We start from the raw sequence: 17,431 nt of genomic DNA, 5'->3' as shown, positions 1-17,431 counted from the left end.
AACCCATGAACTACCTCATTCAACAGGCCCGCATCCTGGGCGCAGAGCCGCAGGACGTGCTCATCGCCGACGGGCGCATCGCCCAGCTCGGCTCCATCGAGCCGGCCGCGGACACGCAGGTCGTCGACGGCCGCGGCCTGGTGCTGCTGCCGGGCATGGTCGACCCGCACACCCACCTGCGCGAACCGGGCCGCGAAGACGCCGAGACGGTGGAAACCGGCACCCGCGCCGCGGCGCGCGGCGGCTACACCGCGGTGCACGCGATGGCCAACTCGACCCCCGTGGCGGACACCGCCGGCGTCGTCGAGCAGGTCTACGAACTGGGCCGCAAGGCCGGCTGGGTCGACGTGCGCCCGGTGGGCGCGGTCACCGTCGGGCTCGAAGGCAAGCAGCTGAGCGAGATCGGCGCCATGGCCGATTCCCGCGCCCAGGTGAAGATGTTCTCCGACGACGGCATCTGCGTCTCGGACCCGCTGCTGATGCGCCGCGCGCTGGAATACGTGAAGGCCTTCGACGGCGTCATCGCCCAGCACGCCCAGGAGCCGCGGCTGACCGAGGGCGCCCAGATGAACGAGGGCGAAGTCTCCTCGGTGCTGGGCCTGCCGGGCTGGCCGGCCGTGGCCGAGGAATCCATCATCGCCCGCGACGTGCTGCTGGCCGAGCATGTGGGCGCGCGCCTGCACGTGTGCCACGTGTCCACCGCCGGCTCGGTGGAGATCATCCGCTGGGCCAAGGCCCGCGGCATCCAGGTCACCGCGGAGGTCACCCCGCACCACCTGCTGCTGACCGACGAGAAGGTGCGCACCTTCGACCCGGTCTTCAAGGTCAACCCGCCGCTGCGCCGCCAGGAAGACGTGATGGCGCTGCGCGCCGCGGTGGCCGACGGCACCATCGACGTGATCGGCACCGACCACGCGCCGCACCCGGCCGAATCCAAGGAATGCGAGTGGGGCGCCGCCGCCATGGGCATGACCGGGCTGGAGACCGCGCTGTCCATCGTGCAGCACACCCTGGTCGACACCGGTTTGCTGACCTGGGAAGACGTCGCCCGCATCACCTCGGCCACGCCGGCGCAGATCGGCCGCGTCGCCGACCAGGGGCGCCCGATCGCCGTCGGCGAGCCGGCCAACCTGGTGCTCGTGGATCCGGCCGCGCGCTGGATCGTGGACCCGTACGCGATGGCCACCAAGGGCCGCAACTCGCCGTTCGCCGGCATGGAGCTGCCCGGATCGGTCCGCGCCACCTTCTTCCACGGCCACCCCACGGTGCTCGACGGCCAGCTGGCCACCCCGAGGCCTGCCGATGCCTGAGGAAGCCATCGTGCCGGTGATCGTCACGGTCCTGGTCATCGTCGGCGCCTGCGCGCTGATCCTGATCGGCTGGCGCAACCTGAAGGCCAGGCAATCGGACGTCCCCGAGCCCTTCGAGCCCTTCGCCGACGAGGTGGCCCACGAGTTCACCGGAATGTACGTGGCCACCACCAAGTTCGACGACTGGCTGGAGCGCATCGCGGTCCATGACCTGGGGGTCCGCAGCAATGCGGAGCTGCAGCTCGGCGCCGCGGGGCTGCACCTGATCCGCCCCGGTACCCGCGACATCCACATCCCGTGGGGCTCCTTCCAGAAGGCCAGCCGGTCCTCGGGCATGATCGGGAAGTTCGTCGAGAAGAACGGCCTGATCGTGATCAGCTGGGAGAAGGACGGCTTCGCCTTCGACACCGGCTTCCGCCCCCGGTTCGCCGAGGACACCCCCAAGATTTATCAGTTGCTGGCGTCGCACCACCGCGGCGCAGCCGAGCAGGAGACAAACAAGTGAATTCCCTGAGCAACCTACCCGCAGTGCTGGTCCTCGAAGATGGCCGCATCTTCCGCGGCCGCAGCTACGGCAAGATCGGCACCGCGCTGGGCGAGGCGGTGTTCACCACCGGCATGACCGGCTACCAGGAGACGCTGACCGATCCGTCCTACGCGCACCAGATCATCACCCAGACCTTCCCGCACGTGGGCAACACCGGCGTGAACGACGAGGACAACGAGTCCAAGCGCATGTGGGCCGCCGGCTACGTGGTCCGCGAGGCCAGCCGACGACCGAGCAACTGGCGCTCCCAGCGCAGCCTCGAAGACGACCTGCTCGGCAACGGGATCGTCGGCATCCGCGGGGTCGACACCCGTGCGCTGACCCGCCACCTGCGCGAAGCCGGCGCCATGAAGTCCGGCATCTTCTCCGGCGACGCCGCCGCCGCGTCCGACGCCGACCTCATCGCGCAGGTCAACGCGCAGCCGTCGATGGCCGGGCGCAACATCTCCGCCGAGGTGTCGGTGGACACCGCCTACGTCGTCGAGCCCGCCGACCACGGCTACGAGGGCGAGGCCAAGCACACCGTGGCAGCCATCGACCTGGGCATGAAGTCGATGACCCCGCACCGCCTGGCCGAGCGCGGCCTGCGCGTGCACGTGCTGCCGTACAACGCCACCCTGGAGGACATCAAGGCCACCGGCGCCACCGGCGTGTTCTTCTCCAACGGCCCCGGCGACCCGGCGGCGGCCGCCGCGCAGGTCGAGCTGGTGCGCTCGGTGCTGGACGCGGGCATCCCGTACTTCGGCATCTGCTTCGGCAACCAGATGCTCGGCCGCGCGCTGGGCCTGGAAACCTACAAGCTGCGCTTCGGCCACCGCGGCATCAACCAGCCGGTGATGGACAAGGCCACCGGCCGCGTGGAAATCACCAGCCAGAACCACGGCTTCGCCGTCGACGCCCCGATCGAAGGCAGCTTCACCGCGCCGATCGAACGCTACGGCAAGGTCGAGGTTTCCCACTTCTCCCTGAACGACCAGGTCGTCGAGGGCCTTTCCTGCCTCGACATCCCGGCGTTCTCCGTGCAGTACCACCCAGAGGCAGCTTCCGGCCCGCACGACGCCGCCTACCTCTTTGACCGTTTTGTATCCTCGATGGATTCCGCCGCAGAAAAGGACAGCAAGTAATGCCTAAGCGCACCGATCTCAACTCAGTTCTCGTCATCGGTTCGGGTCCAATCGTCATTGGCCAGGCCGCCGAGTTCGACTACTCCGGCACCCAGGCGCTGCGTGTGCTGAAGGAGGAGGGCCTGCGGGTCATCCTGGTCAATTCCAACCCGGCCACCATCATGACCGACCCGGAATTCGCCGACGCCACCTACGTCGAGCCGATCACCCCCGAGGTCGTCGAGAAGATCATCGCCAAGGAGCGCCCGGACGCGATCCTGCCGACCCTGGGCGGCCAGACCGCGCTGAACACCGCCATCGCGCTGGACAAGTCCGGCGCCCTGGAAAAGTACAACGTCGAGCTGATCGGCGCGAACATCGAAGCCATCGAGCTGGGCGAGGACCGCGAGAAGTTCAAGGGCGTCGTGGAGCGCTGCGGCGCCGAGTCCGCCAAGTCCGTGATCGTGCACACGCTGGACGAGGCCTTCGCCGCCGTCGAGGAACTGAACTACCCGGTCGTCGTGCGCCCGTCCTTCACCATGGGCGGCCTGGGCTCGGGCATGGCGTACAACGCCGAGGACCTGACCCGCATCGCCGGCGCCGGCCTGCAGTACTCGCCGACCACCGAGGTGCTCCTGGAGGAGTCGATCCTGGGCTGGAAGGAGTACGAGCTGGAAATGATGCGCGACAAGAACGACAACGTCGTGGTCGTGTGCTCCATCGAGAACTTCGACCCGGTTGGCGTGCACACCGGCGACTCGATCACCGTGGCCCCGGCCATGACCCTGACCGACCGCGAGTACCAGAACCTGCGCGACATCTCCATCGCGGTGATCCGCGAGGTGGGCGTCGACACCGGCGGCTGCAACATCCAGTTCGCGATCGAGCCGGACACCGGCCGCGTCGTGGTCATCGAGATGAACCCGCGCGTGTCACGCTCCTCCGCGCTGGCCTCCAAGGCCACCGGCTTCGCCATCGCGAAGATCGCCACCAAGCTCTCCCTGGGCTACACCCTGGACGAGATCCCGAACGACATCACCCAGAAGACCCCGGCCTCCTTCGAGCCGGCCCTGGACTACGTCGTCGTGAAGGTGCCGCGCTTCGCCTTCGAGAAGTTCCCGGCCGCCGACGCCACCCTCACCACCACCATGAAGTCCGTCGGCGAGGCCATGGCCCTGGGCCGCAACTTCACCGAGGCGCTGCAGAAGGCGCTGCGCTCCCTGGAGCAGAAGGGCAGCGAGCTGTCCTTCGAGCCGATCCCCGCCGACGAGCTGGACTCGGTCATGAAGCACATCGAGAAGGGCTCCACCGAGCGCATGTCCCTGGTGCAGCGCGCGCTGCTCTCGGGCAAGAGCATCGAGGAGCTGTTCGAGGCCACCGGCATCGACCCGTGGTACCTGGACCAGCTGGCGCTGATCAACGAAACCGCCGCGATGATCGCCGCGAACAAGGACCTGGGCGAGGACGTGCTGCGCGAGGCCAAGCGCCACGGCTTCTCCGACGCGCAGATCGCCAAGCTCTCCGGCAAGTCCGAGGCCGTGGTGCGCGGCGTGCGCCACGCGCTGGGCGTGCGCCCGGTCTACAAGACCGTGGACACCTGCGCCGCCGAGTTCGAGGCCTTCACCCCGTACATGTACTCCTCCTACGACGAGGAGAGCGAGCTGGTCGCGCACGAGAAGAAGTCCGTGATCATCCTGGGCTCCGGCCCGAACCGCATCGGCCAGGGCATCGAGTTCGACTACTCCTGCGTCCACGCGGTGATGGCGCTGCGCGCCGAGGGCTACGAGACCGTCATGGTCAACTGCAACCCGGAAACCGTCTCCACAGACTACGACATCTCCGACCGCCTGTACTTCGAGCCGCTGACGCTGGAAGACGTGCTGGAGATCATCCACGCCGAGGAGGAGACCGGCGGCGTGCTGGGCGTGTTCGTGCAGCTGGGCGGGCAGACCCCGCTGAAGCTCGCCGCGCAGCTGAAGGCCGCCGGCGTGACCATCCTGGGCACCTCCCCGGAGGCCATCGACCTGGCTGAGCACCGCGGCGCCTTCCAGCGCGTGCTGGATTCGGCCGGCCTGATCGCCCCGAAGAACGGCACCGCCGTGTCCTTCCCGGAGGCCAAGGCCATCGCCGACTCGATCGGCTACCCGGTCCTGGTGCGCCCGAGCTACGTGCTGGGCGGGCGCGGCATGGAGATCGTCTACGACGAGGCCTCCCTGGAGCGCTACATCGCCAACGCCACCGAGATCACCGTGGACCACCCGGTCCTGGTGGACCGCTTCCTGGAAGACGCGATCGAGATCGACGTCGACGCCCTGTTCGACGGCACCGACCTGTACGTGGGCGGCATCATGGAGCATATCGAGGAAGCCGGCATCCACTCCGGCGACTCGGCCTGCACCCTGCCTCCAATCACCCTGGGCCCGGACGTGCGCGCCCGGGTGAAGGAAGCCACCCGCGCGATCGCCGAGGGCGTGGGCGTGCGCGGCCTGATCAACATCCAGTTCGCGCTGGCCTCCGACATCCTCTACGTGATCGAGGCCAACCCGCGCGCTTCGCGCACCGTGCCGTTCACCTCAAAGGCCACCGGCGTGCAGCTGGCCAAGGTCGCGGCGCTGATCGGCGTGGGCCGGACCCTGTCCGAGCTGCGCGGCAGCTACCTGCCGGCCGAGGGCGACGGCGCGAACCTGCCGGACTCGGCCCCGATCGCCGTCAAGGAAGCGGTCATGCCATTCGCCCGCTTCCGCACCCCGGAGGGCAAGGTCGTCGACTCGCTGCTCGGCCCTGAAATGCGCTCCACCGGCGAGGTCATGGGCATCGACAAGTACTTCGACACCGCCTTCGCCAAGTCTCAGGCCGCCGCGAACAACCCGCTGCCGACCAGCGGCAAGGTCTTCGTCTCGGTCACCAACCGCGACAAGCGCTCGATCGTGTTGCCGGTCAAGCACCTGGCCGACCGCGGCTTCGAGATCATCTCCACCGGCGGCACCGCCGAGGTGCTGCGCCGCAACGGCATCCCGACCCAGGTGGTGGGCAAGCTGCACGAGGGCGGCGAATCCATCGTCGACCAGATCCATGCCGGCGAGATCGGGCTGATCCTGAACACCCCGTCGGGCTCCGACGCCCGCGGCGACGGCTACGAGATCCGTGCGGCCGCCACCTCGGTCGGCACCCCGGTGATCACCACCGTGGCCGAATTCGGCGCCGCGGTCCAGGCCATCGACGCCCTGCGCGAATACGCATGGGACGTCACCAGCCTGCAGGAGCACGAAGCCGCGCTGGAAGCAGCCCGCAATGCCTAGTCCGGTGTCCTTCGGAACCCGGCTGCGGCAGGCCATGGACGCCCGCGGGCCGCTGTGCGTGGGCATCGACCCGCACCCGGCGCTGCTGGAGGCCTGGGGCCTTGCGAACAGCTCCGAGGGCGTGCGCGAGTTCTCGCTGCGCGTCGTGGAGGCGATGGCCGGAGTAGCGGCCATCGTGAAACCGCAGGTCGCCTTGTATGAGCGCTTCGGCTCAGCCGGTTTCGCGGCCTTGGAGGAGACCCTCCAGGCCGCGAAGGCGGCCGACCTGCTGACCTTGTCCGACGCCAAGCGCGGCGACATCGGCTCGACCATGGCGGCCTACGCGACCGCCTGGCTGGACGATGCCTCGCCGCTGGCCTCCGACGCCGTGACCCTGAGCCCGTACCTCGGCTACGAGTCGCTGCGCCCGGCCATCGACCTGGCCGCGGCCACCGGCAGGGGAGTGTTCGTGCTGGGCTTGACCTCCAACCCTGAGGGCGCTTCGGTGCAGCATGTCGGCGGCGATAAGTCGGTTGCTAAATCAATCATCGAGCAGGTCAGCAAGGAAAATGCTGCTGCCGAAGATATGGGCCACGTCGGCCTGGTGGTCGGCGCGACGATCGGCGACGCCCCGGCGAAACTGGGGATCGACCTGAGCGCTTCCAAGGCCCCGCTGCTCACCCCGGGCCTCGGCGCCCAGGGTGCGACGGCGCAGGATATCGCGACGGCTTTCGCCTCCAGCTACCGCCAGGTGCTGGGCACCAGCAGCCGCGACATCCTCAAGGCCGGACCGGATGCGCTGGGTCTGCGCGACAAGGCCCGCAGGGTTCGCGACGAACTGATCGCCGCGAAGTAGCAACAACTGGAAAAGTAACCCAATCGCGTTGTGGCCAAGAGAGTTTCTACTGGCCACAACGCGATTAGTCTTGCCAAACGCGTGTTGGAAAGCTATGTTCGGTTCATAGCCTTAGTCCACTACACATTAAGGATGGCTGAACGATGGTTCTGCGAGAACTCTCTGACGAAGACCGCATCCGGGCACGCGCCAAAGCACTTGCTGCCCGCACCCGTCGTGCTGAAATCAAGGCTCAGTTCAGTGCCGGCAAGATTTCCATCACCGAGGTACTAGACTTGGTATACGAAGATGAGGCCGTGGGGCGCATGCGCGTCATGGACCTTCTGGAATCGGTACCGGGCGTTGGTGAAGTACGCGCGGCGAATTTGCTGGATCGACTTGGCATTTCACCGTCCCGCCGTTTGCGCGGACTGGGACGCAAGCAGCGCACCGCGATTACCGAACACTTCAAGCAAAGCCCGCCAAAAACGAAAGTGTAGTCAATGACCGCTGCGTCGGTAACTGTTCTAGCCGGCCCCACGGCTGTAGGTAAGGGCACCGTCTCCACCTACATCCGAGATAACTATCCAGATGTCTGGCTCTCGGTCTCGGCAACGACCCGCGACCCGCGACCGGGTGAAAACGACGGAGTCCACTATTTTTTTGTGGGCCCCAAGAAGTTCCACGAGCTCGTCGACCAGGGCCAGATGCTGGAGTGGGCTGTGGTTCACGGCCAGAATAGCTATGGCACGATCCGCTCGACGGTGGAGGCCGCGGTCGCCGAAGGCAAGAAGGTGCTGCTGGAGATCGATCTGCAGGGCGCCCGGCAGGTCAAGGAGTCGATGCCCGAGGCAAAATTCGTCTTCCTGGCCCCGCCGTCGTGGGACGAATTGGTGCGCCGGCTGATCGGCCGCGGCACCGAAACGCCCGAAGAACAGCAGCGCCGTCTGGAAACCGCTAAACTAGAACTTGCGGCGGAATCAGAATTCGACGTGACCATCGTCAACGACGATGTCGCACGTGCCGCCGAAGAGCTTGTGGCCCTCATGGGGCTGAAGAATGACTAAAGGGAGTCCTGTGTCCAACCTAGAGGGAATCATCAACCCGTCAATCGACTCGTTGCTTGAGACGAACGACTCGAAGTACGCGATCGTGCTGAATGCAGCCAAGCGTGCCCGCCAGATCAACGCCTACTACGCACAGCTGAACGAGGGCCTGTTCGAGTACGTCGGTCCGCTGGTGGAAACCAAGCTGAACGAGAAGCCTCTGACCATCGCCCTGCGCGAGCTGGACGGGAACCTCTTGAAGGTAACTCCGTCCGAGGTCACCGAGGACTAGTCGAAAAGGTGGCGCCCCATTTGTGGGCGCCTTCTTTTTCGTTAAGGACCTGAAAACACGCCCGCAACGGGTTGATGTTCCGCGGTGCGGTGAAAATCACTGCGACCGCCCAACCATCCAAGGAAGAGCTGCGTGAAGCGAATCGTCTTAGGCGTCTCGGCTGGGATTGCCGCCTACAAATCCGTCCTCCTGCTGCGTCTGCTGCGCGAGGCCGGCCACCACGTCGACGTCATCCCCACCGGGAACGTGGCCAACTTCGTCGGCAACGCCACCTGGGAGGCGCTCTCGGGCAATCCGGTCACCTCCAACGTCTTCGACGCCGTCGACACCGTGAACCACGTGCGCCTGGGCCAGCAGGCCGATCTGGTGCTCGTCGTGCCCGCCACCGCGGACATCATGGCCCGCGCCGCCTCCGGGCTGGCCGACGACCTGCTCACCGGCACGCTGCTGGCGACCCGTGCCCCGGTGGTCATGGCCCCGGCGATGCACACCGAGATGTGGCAGCATCCGGCCACCATGGCGAACGCCGCCGTGCTGCGCGAGCGCGGGGTGCGGGTGATCGAACCGGCCTCGGGACGCCTGACCGGCAAGGACACCGGACCCGGCCGGCTGCCCGAGCCCGGGGAGATCTTCGAATCCATCCAGGATCTGCTCTCCGAGCCGACCCTGGCCGGGCGCAGGGTGCTGATCACCGCCGGCGGTACCCGCGAGCCGCTGGACCCGGTGCGTTTCCTCGGCAACCGCTCCTCCGGCCGCCAGGGCGTGGCGCTGGCGCAGGCCGCCCGCGACGCCGGGGCGCAGGTCACGCTCATCGCCACCCACCTCGAAGTGCCCGCTCCCCACGGGGTGTCGCTGGTGCATGCCTCCAGCGCGCTGGAGCTGCGCGAGGCGGTCTTCGCCCACGCCGAGGGGCAGGATGCGCTGATCATGAACGCCGCCGTCGCGGATTTCCGCCCGGCGAGCATCGAGGGCTCCAAGATCAAGAAGCGCGACGAGCATTCCGCCCCGGTGATCGAACTGGTGCGCAACCCCGACATCCTGGCCGAGGTCGTCTCCGCGCGCGGCGCGAACGACCGGCTGCCCCCGGTCGTCGTCGGCTTCGCCGCGGAGACCGGCGACGAGCAGGGCACCGTGCTGGACTACGGCAAGGCCAAGCTCGCACGCAAGGGCTGCGAGCTGCTGGTGGTCAACGAGGTCGGCGCGAACCTGACGTTCGGCACCGACTCGAACACCATCCAGGTGCTGTTCGCCGACGGGAGACCAGCAGTCAGCGCCGCCGGAAGCAAAATCGAGGTGGCCCGCGTCGTCATCGAGCAGCTCGCCGCCGAAATAAACGGACACACTGCCGACGCAAAGTGAGCCGCGCCATATAGCGCTTGGTCACGAACGCGGCAACTTCTGCCAACCGGTCGATTCGACCAGATAGAGTACAAAGGTGACTTCAACAACCCCTGAACTACGTCTTTTCACCTCGGAATCCGTTACCGAGGGCCACCCGGACAAGATCTGCGACCAGATCTCCGACGCGATCCTCGACGCCATGCTGGCGCAGGACCCGGATTCCAAGGTCGCCGTCGAAACCCTGACCACCACGGGCCTGGTGCACGTGGCGGGCGAGGTAACCACCAACGGCTACGTCGAGATCCCGGAGATCGTGCGCCGCACCATCCTGGACATCGGCTACGACTCCTCGGCCAACGGCTTCGACGGCGCGCGCTGCGGCGTGTCGGTCTCGATCGGGCAGCAGTCCCAGGAGATCCACGACGGCGTGTTCAACTCGTTGGAGTCCCGCGAAGGCATCGCCAAGGACCCGCGCGACATGCAGGGTGCCGGCGACCAAGGCCTGATGTTCGGCTACGCATCGAACGAAACCGCCTCGCTGATGCCGACCCCGATCTTCCTGGCGCACCGCCTCTCCGAGCGGCTGACCCAGATGCGCAAGAACGGCCGCATGCCGCTGCTGCGCCCGGACGGCAAGACCCAGGTCACCATCGGCTACGACGGCGACAAGCCTGTCTCGGTGGACACCGTGGTGGTTTCCAGCCAGCACGCCGCCGAATACGAGCTGAACACCCTGAAGGCCGACCTGCTCGAGGAGGTCGTCACCCCGATCCTTCAGCGCTCGGAGCTGGACATCTCCAACACCAAGGTCATCCTGAACCCCTCGGGCCCCTTCATCATCGGCGGCCCGGTGGGCGACGCCGGGCTGACCGGCCGCAAGATCATCGTGGACACCTACGGCGGCTTCGCCCGCCACGGCGGCGGCGCCTTCTCCGGCAAGGACCCCTCGAAGGTCGACCGCTCGGCGGCCTACGCGATGCGCTGGGTGGCGAAGAACGTCGTCGCCGCGGGGCTGGCCAGCCGCGCCGAGGTCCAGGTGGCCTACGCGATCGGCGTGGCGCGCCCGGTGGGCCTGTACGTGGAGACCTTCGGCACCGAAACCGTGGACCCTGCGAAGATCACCGCGGCGATCAACGAGGTGTTCGACCTGCGTCCGCTGGGCATCATCGAGGACCTGGACCTCAAGCGCCCGATCTACCGCAAGACCGCCGCGCACGGCCACTTCGGCCGCGACGACAACGATTTCACCTGGGAGAAGCTGGACCGCGTCGACGCCCTGCGCAGCTGGTTCAACGCCTAGCAGCCGTGCAGCAGGATGCCCTCATCTCGGCACCCGGACAGGCGCGCGTCAAGCGGGTCGCCCGGGTGCTGATTGATTCCTCGGTCCCGCACCTGGACCGGCTCTTCGACTACGAGGTGCCCGAGTCCATGCACGCGGACGCCCGCGCCGGGGTGCGCGTGAAGGTGCCGTTCGGGCCGCAGCAGCTGTCCGGCTTCATCGTCGAGCTGCTCCAGGACCACCAGCCGGCGATGAAGCTGCGCCCGCTGTCCAAGCTGGTCTCCGGCCAGGTGGTGCTGCACCCCGACGTCGTCGAGGCCGCCGCACTGGTCGCCGCGCGCTATGCCGGGACGCTGTGGGACGTGGTGCGCCTGGCCGTGCCCGCCCGCGCGGCCAAGGTCGAGGCCGAGGAACTGGTCTCCGCCCCCGCCCTGACGCGCAGCCACGCCCCGAACCAGCTGGAGCACTACGAACAGGGCGCCGCGGTGCTGCAGGACTGGGCCGACGGCGCCACCCGACGCGCGGTGGCGACCTGGGTGCCGAACTTCTACGGCTCCTGGCCCGGATTCCTGCTCGACGCCGCCCGGCCGGTACTCGAGCGCGGGGCCCGGGTGCTGATCGTGGTGCCCGACGCGCGCGACCTGGACCTGCTGTGCGCACACCTGGACGAGCAGCTCGGCGAGCAGTCCTATGCGCGGCTGCAGGCCGACGACGGCCCGACCGGCCGCTACCGCAATTTCCTGCGCGCCATCGGCGGGCACGTGCAGCTGGTGGTGGGCACCCGCTCCGCCGCGCTGTGCCACGTGCCGGACCTGGAACTGATGATCATCTGGCAGGACGCCGACCACTCGCACCGCGAACAGCGCGCCCCCTACCAGCACAGCCGCGAGGTGGCGCTGCTGCGCAGCGCGCAGGCGGGGATCTCGCTGCTGCTGGCCTCCCCGTCGCGCTCGGTGGAAGCCCAGCGCCTGGTCGCGACCGGCTGGGCGAGCGAGCTGAAGCTGCCGCGCGAAACGCTGCGCGCCCACACCCCGCGCGTGGTGGCCACCACCAACGACTTCGAGCTGGAGCGCGACCCGCTGCTGGCGCGCGTGCGCATCCCCTCGCTGGCCTGGCGCGAGGCCACCAAGGCGCTGCAGGGCGGCCCGGTGCTGGTACAGGTCGCACGCACCGGATTCATGCCGGCGCTGGCCTGCCAGGACTGCCGCACCCCGGCGCGCTGCCGGCTGTGCCAGGGGCCGCTGCAGCTGGCCGGAAAGCAGTCCCACGTGGGCTGCCGCTGGTGCGGGGAGCAGTTCCACGACTACCGCTGCGCCCAGTGCGGCTCGCCGCGCATCCGCGCGGCCAGCATCGGCGCCGACCGCACCGCCGAGGAGCTGGGCCTGGCCTTCCCGCAGGTCTCCGTGCTGTCCTCCACCGGGGCCAAACCGCTGGCGCGCATCGGCGAGAAGCCGGCGCTGGTGGTCGCTACCCCGGGGGTGGAACCGGTCGCGGAGGGCGGCTACGCCGCGGTGCTGCTGCTGGACGCGGACAAGATGCTCGCCTACGACTCGCTGCGCAACACCGAGGAGGTGCTCGCACGCTGGTTCACCGCCGCGTCGCTGGCGCGCGCCAGCGGGGTCGTGGTGCTCACCGGCACCCCGGGCCCGGCCGGCGCCGCGCTGGTGCGCTGGGATGCGGCCGGGTTCGCCGAGCGCGAGCTGGCCGAACGCCGCGAGGTCGGGCTGCCGCCGTCCGTGCGCAGCGCCCTGGTCTCGGGACCGGGCGCCGAACGGATGATCGCGGCGCTGGACGACGACACCCGCGCGCTGGTCGCGATCCACGGGCCGAGCATCATCGACGGCCCGCCCGTCGAGCACCGCTACGTGCTCTTCTTCAGCTACGCGCACGGCCCGGCGGTCACCGAGGCGCTGCGCGCGGTGCGCGCGCGGATGTCCGCGGCCAAGGAGCCGGTCGCCACCATCGCGGTCGACCCCGATGAGGTGCTCTAGTCCGCGCTCCGGGCGTCCAGGCTCAGGTACCCGTTGACGGTCGCGTAGAACCGGCGCCCTGGGAACGACTGCTCCCACCCGTGCGACGCAGCGCGCACACCAGCTCCGGTCCCGGGGTGCGCAGGATCTTGCGCTGGTAGAGGTCCAGGACCATCAGCCGGGCCAGCTCCGGCTCCAGCCCTGTCTCCAGCACCTGCTGCGCGATCCGCCGCACCGATCGGGTGTAGCCTTCGGGCCGGGTCTTGCGGGCGCTGATGTTGTTGGCGTCCTCCAGCCGCACCCGCCCCTCGGAGAAGCGCAGGCCGAGCCGTTCGACCGCGCCGGATCAGCTTCTGCGGGGCCAGGGTGCCGAAAATCTTGCGCAACCCCGGGTCCGGCTCGCTGCGCGCGAACAGCGACCGGTTTACCGCGCGGCCGTTGATCCCGGCGATGCGCGGGATCACCATGTCCGAGTCGTGCTTCGAGGCGTAGTCCAGCATGCGGCGCGAGCACGTCGTCGGCGTCCGCGAAGAACACGTAGCCGGCGCGCGTGGCATCCAGCCCAGCTTGCGGGCTGGCCCGGCCAGGCTGTCGAGCAGCTGCTGCAGACAGGGCATGGCGTTGACAACGGGCACGATGACAGCGACGCGGGCGCTGCCTGGATCTCCAGCGCACCATGAGCTGCGCCACTCGTTCATGACGGCGCGGGGCGGGCCGCCAGCTAGGCCGAAAGCGGGGACAGGAAACGGCGGATCGCCGCTGCCGTTTCCGGGGCCTTTTCATAGTGGATCAGGTGGCCGACGTCCTCCAGCATCACCAGCCGCGCCTGCGCGAACGTGGAACGCAGCGCCTCCTGGGTGGCCGGGGTGCCCAGCTCGTCCTGCAGCCCGCCGACCAGCAGCGTGGGGATGCCGATGCCCCGGGAGTACTCGCCCACGGTGTGGCTGATGGAGGCAAGGTAGGCCTCGGCCAGGGTGTCGCGCGAATGGAACCCGCCGAAGTAGGCGCGGTGCTGTTCGCGCACGTAGCTGCGCATCGCGGGGTCGGCGCTCTTGGTCATCACCAGGGACATGCCGTCGGTGAACAGCTTCGAGCGCAGCAGCGGTTCGCCGATGCGCGCCGGCAATGCGGCGCACAGCGCATAGTAGCCGCTGGTCAGCCGCGCCAGCAGCGCCTGCGAGGATTCCAGCGCCGGTTCGGAGATCGGGTTGAGCAGCGTGAGCGAGGCGAAGTCGCGGCCGGCGGCCAGCCGGGCGGCGACGATGGACCCGAAGGAGTGCCCGAGCAGGTGGGTGCCCGGCCCCAGTCCCAGCTCGTCGGCCAGCACGTCGAGCATGCGGGCGTAGCCCTCGACGTCGTGCGGCGCCTGCGTCATGGAGCTGGACGCGCCGAAGCCGGGCAGGTCGGGCACCACCACGGTGTACCCGGGCAGCTGGGAGATGATCCGATCCAGCCCATGGTGGTCGCCGCGGAATCCGTGGACCGCGTAGATCACCCCGGCGCTGGCCGGGGCGGAGGCCCGGTAGGTGAAGACCCTGGCGGCGGAGCCGAAGAGGCGGTGTGTGGTGACAAGTTGCGTGCGTGGGCCCATGCTCAAATCCTACCCGTCCAGCAGCGCCAGCGCGGCGCCCTCGTCGATCACCAAATCGGTGATCAGCCCGCCCTTCAGCGCCCCGCGCACGGCCTCGATCTTGCCCCGGCCGGCCACCACGCAGAAGCGCTGGGGCACCCGGCGCAGGTCGTCGAGCGCCGGTCCGGTGGAGCGCGCGTTGATCCCGATCCCGGAGCTGTGCCCATTGGCGTCGAAGAACACCGTGGCCACATCGCCCACCACCCCGATCTTCGCCAGCTGCGCGGTCTCCTGCTTGCTCAGGTAGCCGCCGCGGTAGACCTGCGAGGCGACCTCCGAGCCGGCCGCGCCCAGCGAGAACACCGCCAGGTTCATCTCCGACTGCACCTTCAGCACGCGCTTGACCGAGGTTTCCTGCCACATCGCCCGGCGCGTGGTGGCGCGGTCGAAAAACGCCGGCACCGGGAATTGCTCGGTGCGCGCGGTGAACGCCTCGCCGAAGCGGGTGAGGATTTCGCTGGCGTAGCGCACCCCGCTGGTCACCGGGTTCGCCGCGCCGTTCAACTGCACGATCACGGTGTCGTGGGTCGGATGGGATCCCAGCGCGGTGGAGACCGCCTGCATGGTCGAGCCCCAGGCGACGCCGACCGTCATCGAGGAGGAGACCATCGCGCCGAGCTGGTGGGCCGCGTGCGCGGCGACGCGCCCGAGCAGCTGGGCGTCGTCCATGGAGCCGTCCGTGGGGACCACCTGCACGTTGATGCCGAAGCGCTCGGCCAGCCGGCTGGAGAGCTGGGCGGACATGTCGGCGCTGGGGGAGATGCTGATCGAGACCATGCCGGTGCGCCTGGCCTGGGTGAGCAGGCGCGAGACCGTGGAGCGCGAGGTGCCCAGTTCGCGGGCGATGACCTCCATCTTCAGGTCCTGCAGGTAGTACAGCTGCGCGGCGCGCAGCGCGTCCCGCTCGCGTGAGCCGTACTGCACGGATGTGTCATGCGCCGGGCGCCGGATGGGCTCCGGGGAGGATGGTTTCTGCATCAATCTGACCATTTCTGCACGTTTGTGCAATTCATTTGACCGGTTTGCGAACTACCGACAACACTAACCGGTAGCACTACTCAATCGTTACAAAGGGGCAACACGTCGTGAATCGGGAACAGCTGGCCAAACTGCGCGAACGGCCGAACGCGCGGGTTCTGATCGTCGGCGGCGGCATCAACGGTGTCGCCACCTTCCGCTACCTTGCCATGCAGGGCATCGATGTCGCGCTGGTCGAACGCGGGGACTACTGCCAGGGTGCGTCGGGGGCCAGCTCGCACATGATCCACGGTGGCATCCGCTACCTGGAGAACGGCGAATTCCGCCTGGTGCACGAGTCCGTGCAGGAGCGCAACTCGCTGCTGCAGATCGCCCCGCACTACGTCAAGCCGCTGCAGACCACCATCCCGATCTTCTCCACCTTCTCCGGGATCCTCTCCGCCCCGCTGCGCTTCCTGACCCACAAGTCCGGCAAGCCCACCGAACGCGGCGCGGCGCTGATCAAGGCCGGGCTAGTGATGTACGACGTCTTCGCCGGCATCGGCGGGCGCAACACCCCGTGGCACAACTTCAAGGCCGGCAAGGCCGCGCGCCGCGACCTGCCGCAGCTGCGCGAGGACGTGAAGTACACCGCCACCTACTTCGACGCCTCCGTGCACAACCCCGAGCGCCTGACCCTGGACGTGTTGCGCGAAGGCCTGCGCGCCAACCCGGAGGCCCGCGCCAGCAACTACGTGGAGCTGGCAGGGATCGACGGCGGCACCGCGCAGCTGCGCGACGTGCTCACCGGAGAAGGCTTCGACTTCGACGCCGAGGTCATCATCAACGCCACCGGCGCATGGGTCGATGAGACCAACAAGCAGCTGGGCCGGGACACCCGGTGGACCGGCGGCACCAAGGGCTCGCACATCGTGCTGGACCACCCGGAGCTGCTCGCCGCCACCGGCGGACGCGAGATCTTCTTCGAGCACGAGGACGGGCGCATCGTGCTGATCTACCCGATGCTCGGGCGCGTGCTGGTGGGCACCACCGACCTGGAACACGACATGGCCGAGCCGGCGGTGTGCACCGAGGAAGAGGTCGACTACTTCTTCGAGCTGGTCCACCACGTCTTCCCGCGCATCACGGTGCGCCGCGAGCAGATCGTTTACAAGTTCTCCGGCGTGCGGCCGCTGCCGAACCACGACGACACCGCCCCCGGCTTCGTCTCCCGCGACTACCAGGTGCGCGAGACCCGGCTGACCGATGCAACCACGATGCTCTCGCTGATCGGCGGCAAGTGGACGACCTTCCGCGCGCTGAGCGAGAACCTGGGCGGCAAGGCGCTGGAGTTCCTGGGCGAGCGCGAGATCCGTTCCACCGCCGGCGTCGCGATCGGCGGCGGCAAGGACTTCCCGATGAACGAGGGCGAGCTGGCGGCCTGGTACGCGGCGCGCGAAAGCATTGCCGGACGCGACCGCCTGCGCGTATTACTCGAACGCTACGGCACCGGCGCGGACGCGGTGCTGGAACAGCTTGGCGAGGACACGCTGCTGCAGCACTCCGGGGAGCTCTCGCGCCAGGAGCTGGCCTACATGGCCGCCCACGAGCAGGTCGGACGCCTCATCGACGTCTTCATCCGCCGCACGAACCTGGCCTTCCGCGGTCTGGTCACCAAGGATCTGGTCAGCGAGGCGGGACATTGCCTGGCTGAACCAATGGGCTGGGATGAAACCCGGACCCAGGCCGAGATCGCCCATACGATCTCGGTCCTGGCAGGCAGTCACGGGGTCGTCCTGGACTGAGCCTGCCGTTGCTGCCGGCGGCAGAGCGCCGCCGGCAG

The 17,431-nt window shown here is 68.5% G+C and carries 15 protein-coding genes; 12 read left to right on the top strand and 3 right to left on the bottom strand.

The genetic code is table 11. From position 1 onward, the window contains the following. The first annotated feature begins 5 nt into the window (after nucleotides 1–5). The 11 genes from JQN66_RS08805 to JQN66_RS08755 all read left to right on the top strand — a co-directional run bounded on the left by JQN66_RS08805 (nucleotide 6) and on the right by JQN66_RS08755 (nucleotide 13,022). Entirely contained in the window at nucleotides 6–1,310 is a 1,305-nt protein-coding gene (locus tag JQN66_RS08805; RefSeq protein ID WP_204677419.1) for a dihydroorotase, read from the top strand. Further along, nucleotides 1,303–1,815, top strand: coding sequence for a PH-like domain-containing protein (locus JQN66_RS08800; RefSeq protein ID WP_204677418.1), 513 nt, complete (start codon nucleotides 1,303–1,305; stop codon nucleotides 1,813–1,815). Before JQN66_RS08805 ends, JQN66_RS08800 begins: the two co-directional genes overlap by 8 nt. After that, nucleotides 1,812–2,981 carry a glutamine-hydrolyzing carbamoyl-phosphate synthase small subunit gene (gene carA, locus JQN66_RS08795; protein ID WP_204677417.1) on the top strand — a complete coding sequence of 390 codons (1,170 nt, stop codon included), beginning with the start codon at nucleotides 1,812–1,814 and terminating at the stop codon, nucleotides 2,979–2,981. Before JQN66_RS08800 ends, carA begins: the two co-directional genes overlap by 4 nt. After that, on the top strand, nucleotides 2,981–6,259 hold the full coding sequence (gene carB / locus JQN66_RS08790; protein WP_204677416.1) for a carbamoyl-phosphate synthase large subunit: 3,279 nt from the start codon (nucleotides 2,981–2,983) through the stop codon (nucleotides 6,257–6,259). Before carA ends, carB begins: the two co-directional genes overlap by 1 nt. Beyond that, complete coding sequence (gene pyrF / locus JQN66_RS08785; protein ID WP_204677415.1) at nucleotides 6,252–7,094, top strand: orotidine-5'-phosphate decarboxylase; 843 nt, start codon at nucleotides 6,252–6,254, stop codon at nucleotides 7,092–7,094. The genes carB and pyrF overlap by 8 nt, the downstream gene beginning before the upstream one ends. 143 nt (nucleotides 7,095–7,237) lie before the next feature. Then, a complete protein-coding gene (gene mihF, locus JQN66_RS08780; RefSeq protein ID WP_204677414.1) occupies nucleotides 7,238–7,573 on the top strand; it encodes an integration host factor, actinobacterial type in 336 nt (111 codons plus the stop codon). A gap of 3 nt (nucleotides 7,574–7,576) precedes the next feature. Continuing rightward, on the top strand, nucleotides 7,577–8,140 hold the full coding sequence (gene gmk / locus JQN66_RS08775; RefSeq protein ID WP_188948274.1) for a guanylate kinase: 564 nt from the start codon (nucleotides 7,577–7,579) through the stop codon (nucleotides 8,138–8,140). A 10-nt stretch (nucleotides 8,141–8,150) separates the two neighbouring features. Beyond that, on the top strand, nucleotides 8,151–8,411 hold the full coding sequence (rpoZ, locus tag JQN66_RS08770; protein WP_374189860.1) for a DNA-directed RNA polymerase subunit omega: 261 nt from the start codon (nucleotides 8,151–8,153) through the stop codon (nucleotides 8,409–8,411). A 132-nt stretch (nucleotides 8,412–8,543) separates the two neighbouring features. Further along, nucleotides 8,544–9,770, top strand: a complete 1,227-nt coding sequence (coaBC, locus tag JQN66_RS08765; protein WP_204677413.1) for a bifunctional phosphopantothenoylcysteine decarboxylase/phosphopantothenate--cysteine ligase CoaBC — start codon at nucleotides 8,544–8,546, stop codon at nucleotides 9,768–9,770. A 76-nt stretch (nucleotides 9,771–9,846) separates the two neighbouring features. Further along, a complete protein-coding gene (gene metK / locus JQN66_RS08760; RefSeq protein ID WP_188948272.1) occupies nucleotides 9,847–11,052 on the top strand; it encodes a methionine adenosyltransferase in 1,206 nt (401 codons plus the stop codon). Between the two features lie 5 nt (nucleotides 11,053–11,057). Next, the gene (locus JQN66_RS08755; RefSeq protein WP_204677412.1) at nucleotides 11,058–13,022 is read left to right on the top strand and encodes a primosomal protein N' family DNA-binding protein; all 1,965 of its coding nucleotides are present in this window, start codon (nucleotides 11,058–11,060) and stop codon (nucleotides 13,020–13,022) included. Between the two features lie 22 nt (nucleotides 13,023–13,044). Here JQN66_RS08755 and JQN66_RS08750 read toward each other — a convergent pair whose 3' ends face one another. The 3 genes from JQN66_RS08750 to JQN66_RS08740 all read right to left on the bottom strand — a co-directional run bounded on the left by JQN66_RS08750 (nucleotide 13,045) and on the right by JQN66_RS08740 (nucleotide 15,609). Beyond that, nucleotides 13,045–13,302, bottom strand: a complete 258-nt coding sequence (locus JQN66_RS08750) for a hypothetical protein (protein ID WP_204677411.1) — start codon at nucleotides 13,300–13,302, stop codon at nucleotides 13,045–13,047. 420 nt (nucleotides 13,303–13,722) lie between these two features. After that, nucleotides 13,723–14,592 carry an alpha/beta fold hydrolase gene (locus tag JQN66_RS08745; protein ID WP_204677410.1) on the bottom strand — a complete coding sequence of 290 codons (870 nt, stop codon included), beginning with the start codon at nucleotides 14,590–14,592 and terminating at the stop codon, nucleotides 13,723–13,725. A gap of 9 nt (nucleotides 14,593–14,601) precedes the next feature. Next, nucleotides 14,602–15,609, bottom strand: coding sequence for a sugar-binding transcriptional regulator (locus tag JQN66_RS08740; protein ID WP_308425052.1), 1,008 nt, complete (start codon nucleotides 15,607–15,609; stop codon nucleotides 14,602–14,604). Between the two features lie 107 nt (nucleotides 15,610–15,716). Here JQN66_RS08740 and JQN66_RS08735 point away from each other — a divergent pair, with 107 nt between their 5' ends. Next, a complete protein-coding gene (locus tag JQN66_RS08735) occupies nucleotides 15,717–17,393 on the top strand; it encodes a glycerol-3-phosphate dehydrogenase/oxidase (RefSeq protein ID WP_204677409.1) in 1,677 nt (558 codons plus the stop codon). Nucleotides 17,394–17,431: the final 38 nt, after the last annotated feature.

Source organism: Glutamicibacter protophormiae, assembly GCF_016894325.1.
Taxonomy (GTDB): Bacteria; Actinomycetota; Actinomycetes; order Actinomycetales; family Micrococcaceae; genus Glutamicibacter; species Glutamicibacter protophormiae.
The sequence above is the reverse complement of the archived record's forward strand: the minus strand, read 5'-3'. Positions and strand labels throughout refer to the sequence as shown.

Excerpts from the sequence above, each read along its gene's own strand:
- JQN66_RS08800 (WP_204677418.1), top strand. The coding sequence starts at position 1,303 with ATGCCTGAGGAAGCCATCGTGCCGGTGATCGTCACGGTCCTGGTCATC.
- mihF (WP_204677414.1), top strand. The coding sequence starts at position 7,238 with ATGGTTCTGCGAGAACTCTCTGACGAAGACCGCATCCGGGCACGCGCC.
- JQN66_RS08745 (WP_204677410.1), bottom strand. The coding sequence starts at position 14,592 with ATGGGCCCACGCACGCAACTTGTCACCACACACCGCCTCTTCGGCTCC.
- gmk (WP_188948274.1), top strand. The coding sequence starts at position 7,577 with ATGACCGCTGCGTCGGTAACTGTTCTAGCCGGCCCCACGGCTGTAGGT.
- JQN66_RS08740 (WP_308425052.1), bottom strand. The coding sequence starts at position 15,609 with ATGCAGAAACCATCCTCCCCGGAGCCCATCCGGCGCCCGGCGCATGAC.
- carB (WP_204677416.1), top strand. The coding sequence starts at position 2,981 with ATGCCTAAGCGCACCGATCTCAACTCAGTTCTCGTCATCGGTTCGGGT.
- pyrF (WP_204677415.1), top strand. The coding sequence starts at position 6,252 with ATGCCTAGTCCGGTGTCCTTCGGAACCCGGCTGCGGCAGGCCATGGAC.
- JQN66_RS08805 (WP_204677419.1), top strand. The coding sequence starts at position 6 with ATGAACTACCTCATTCAACAGGCCCGCATCCTGGGCGCAGAGCCGCAG.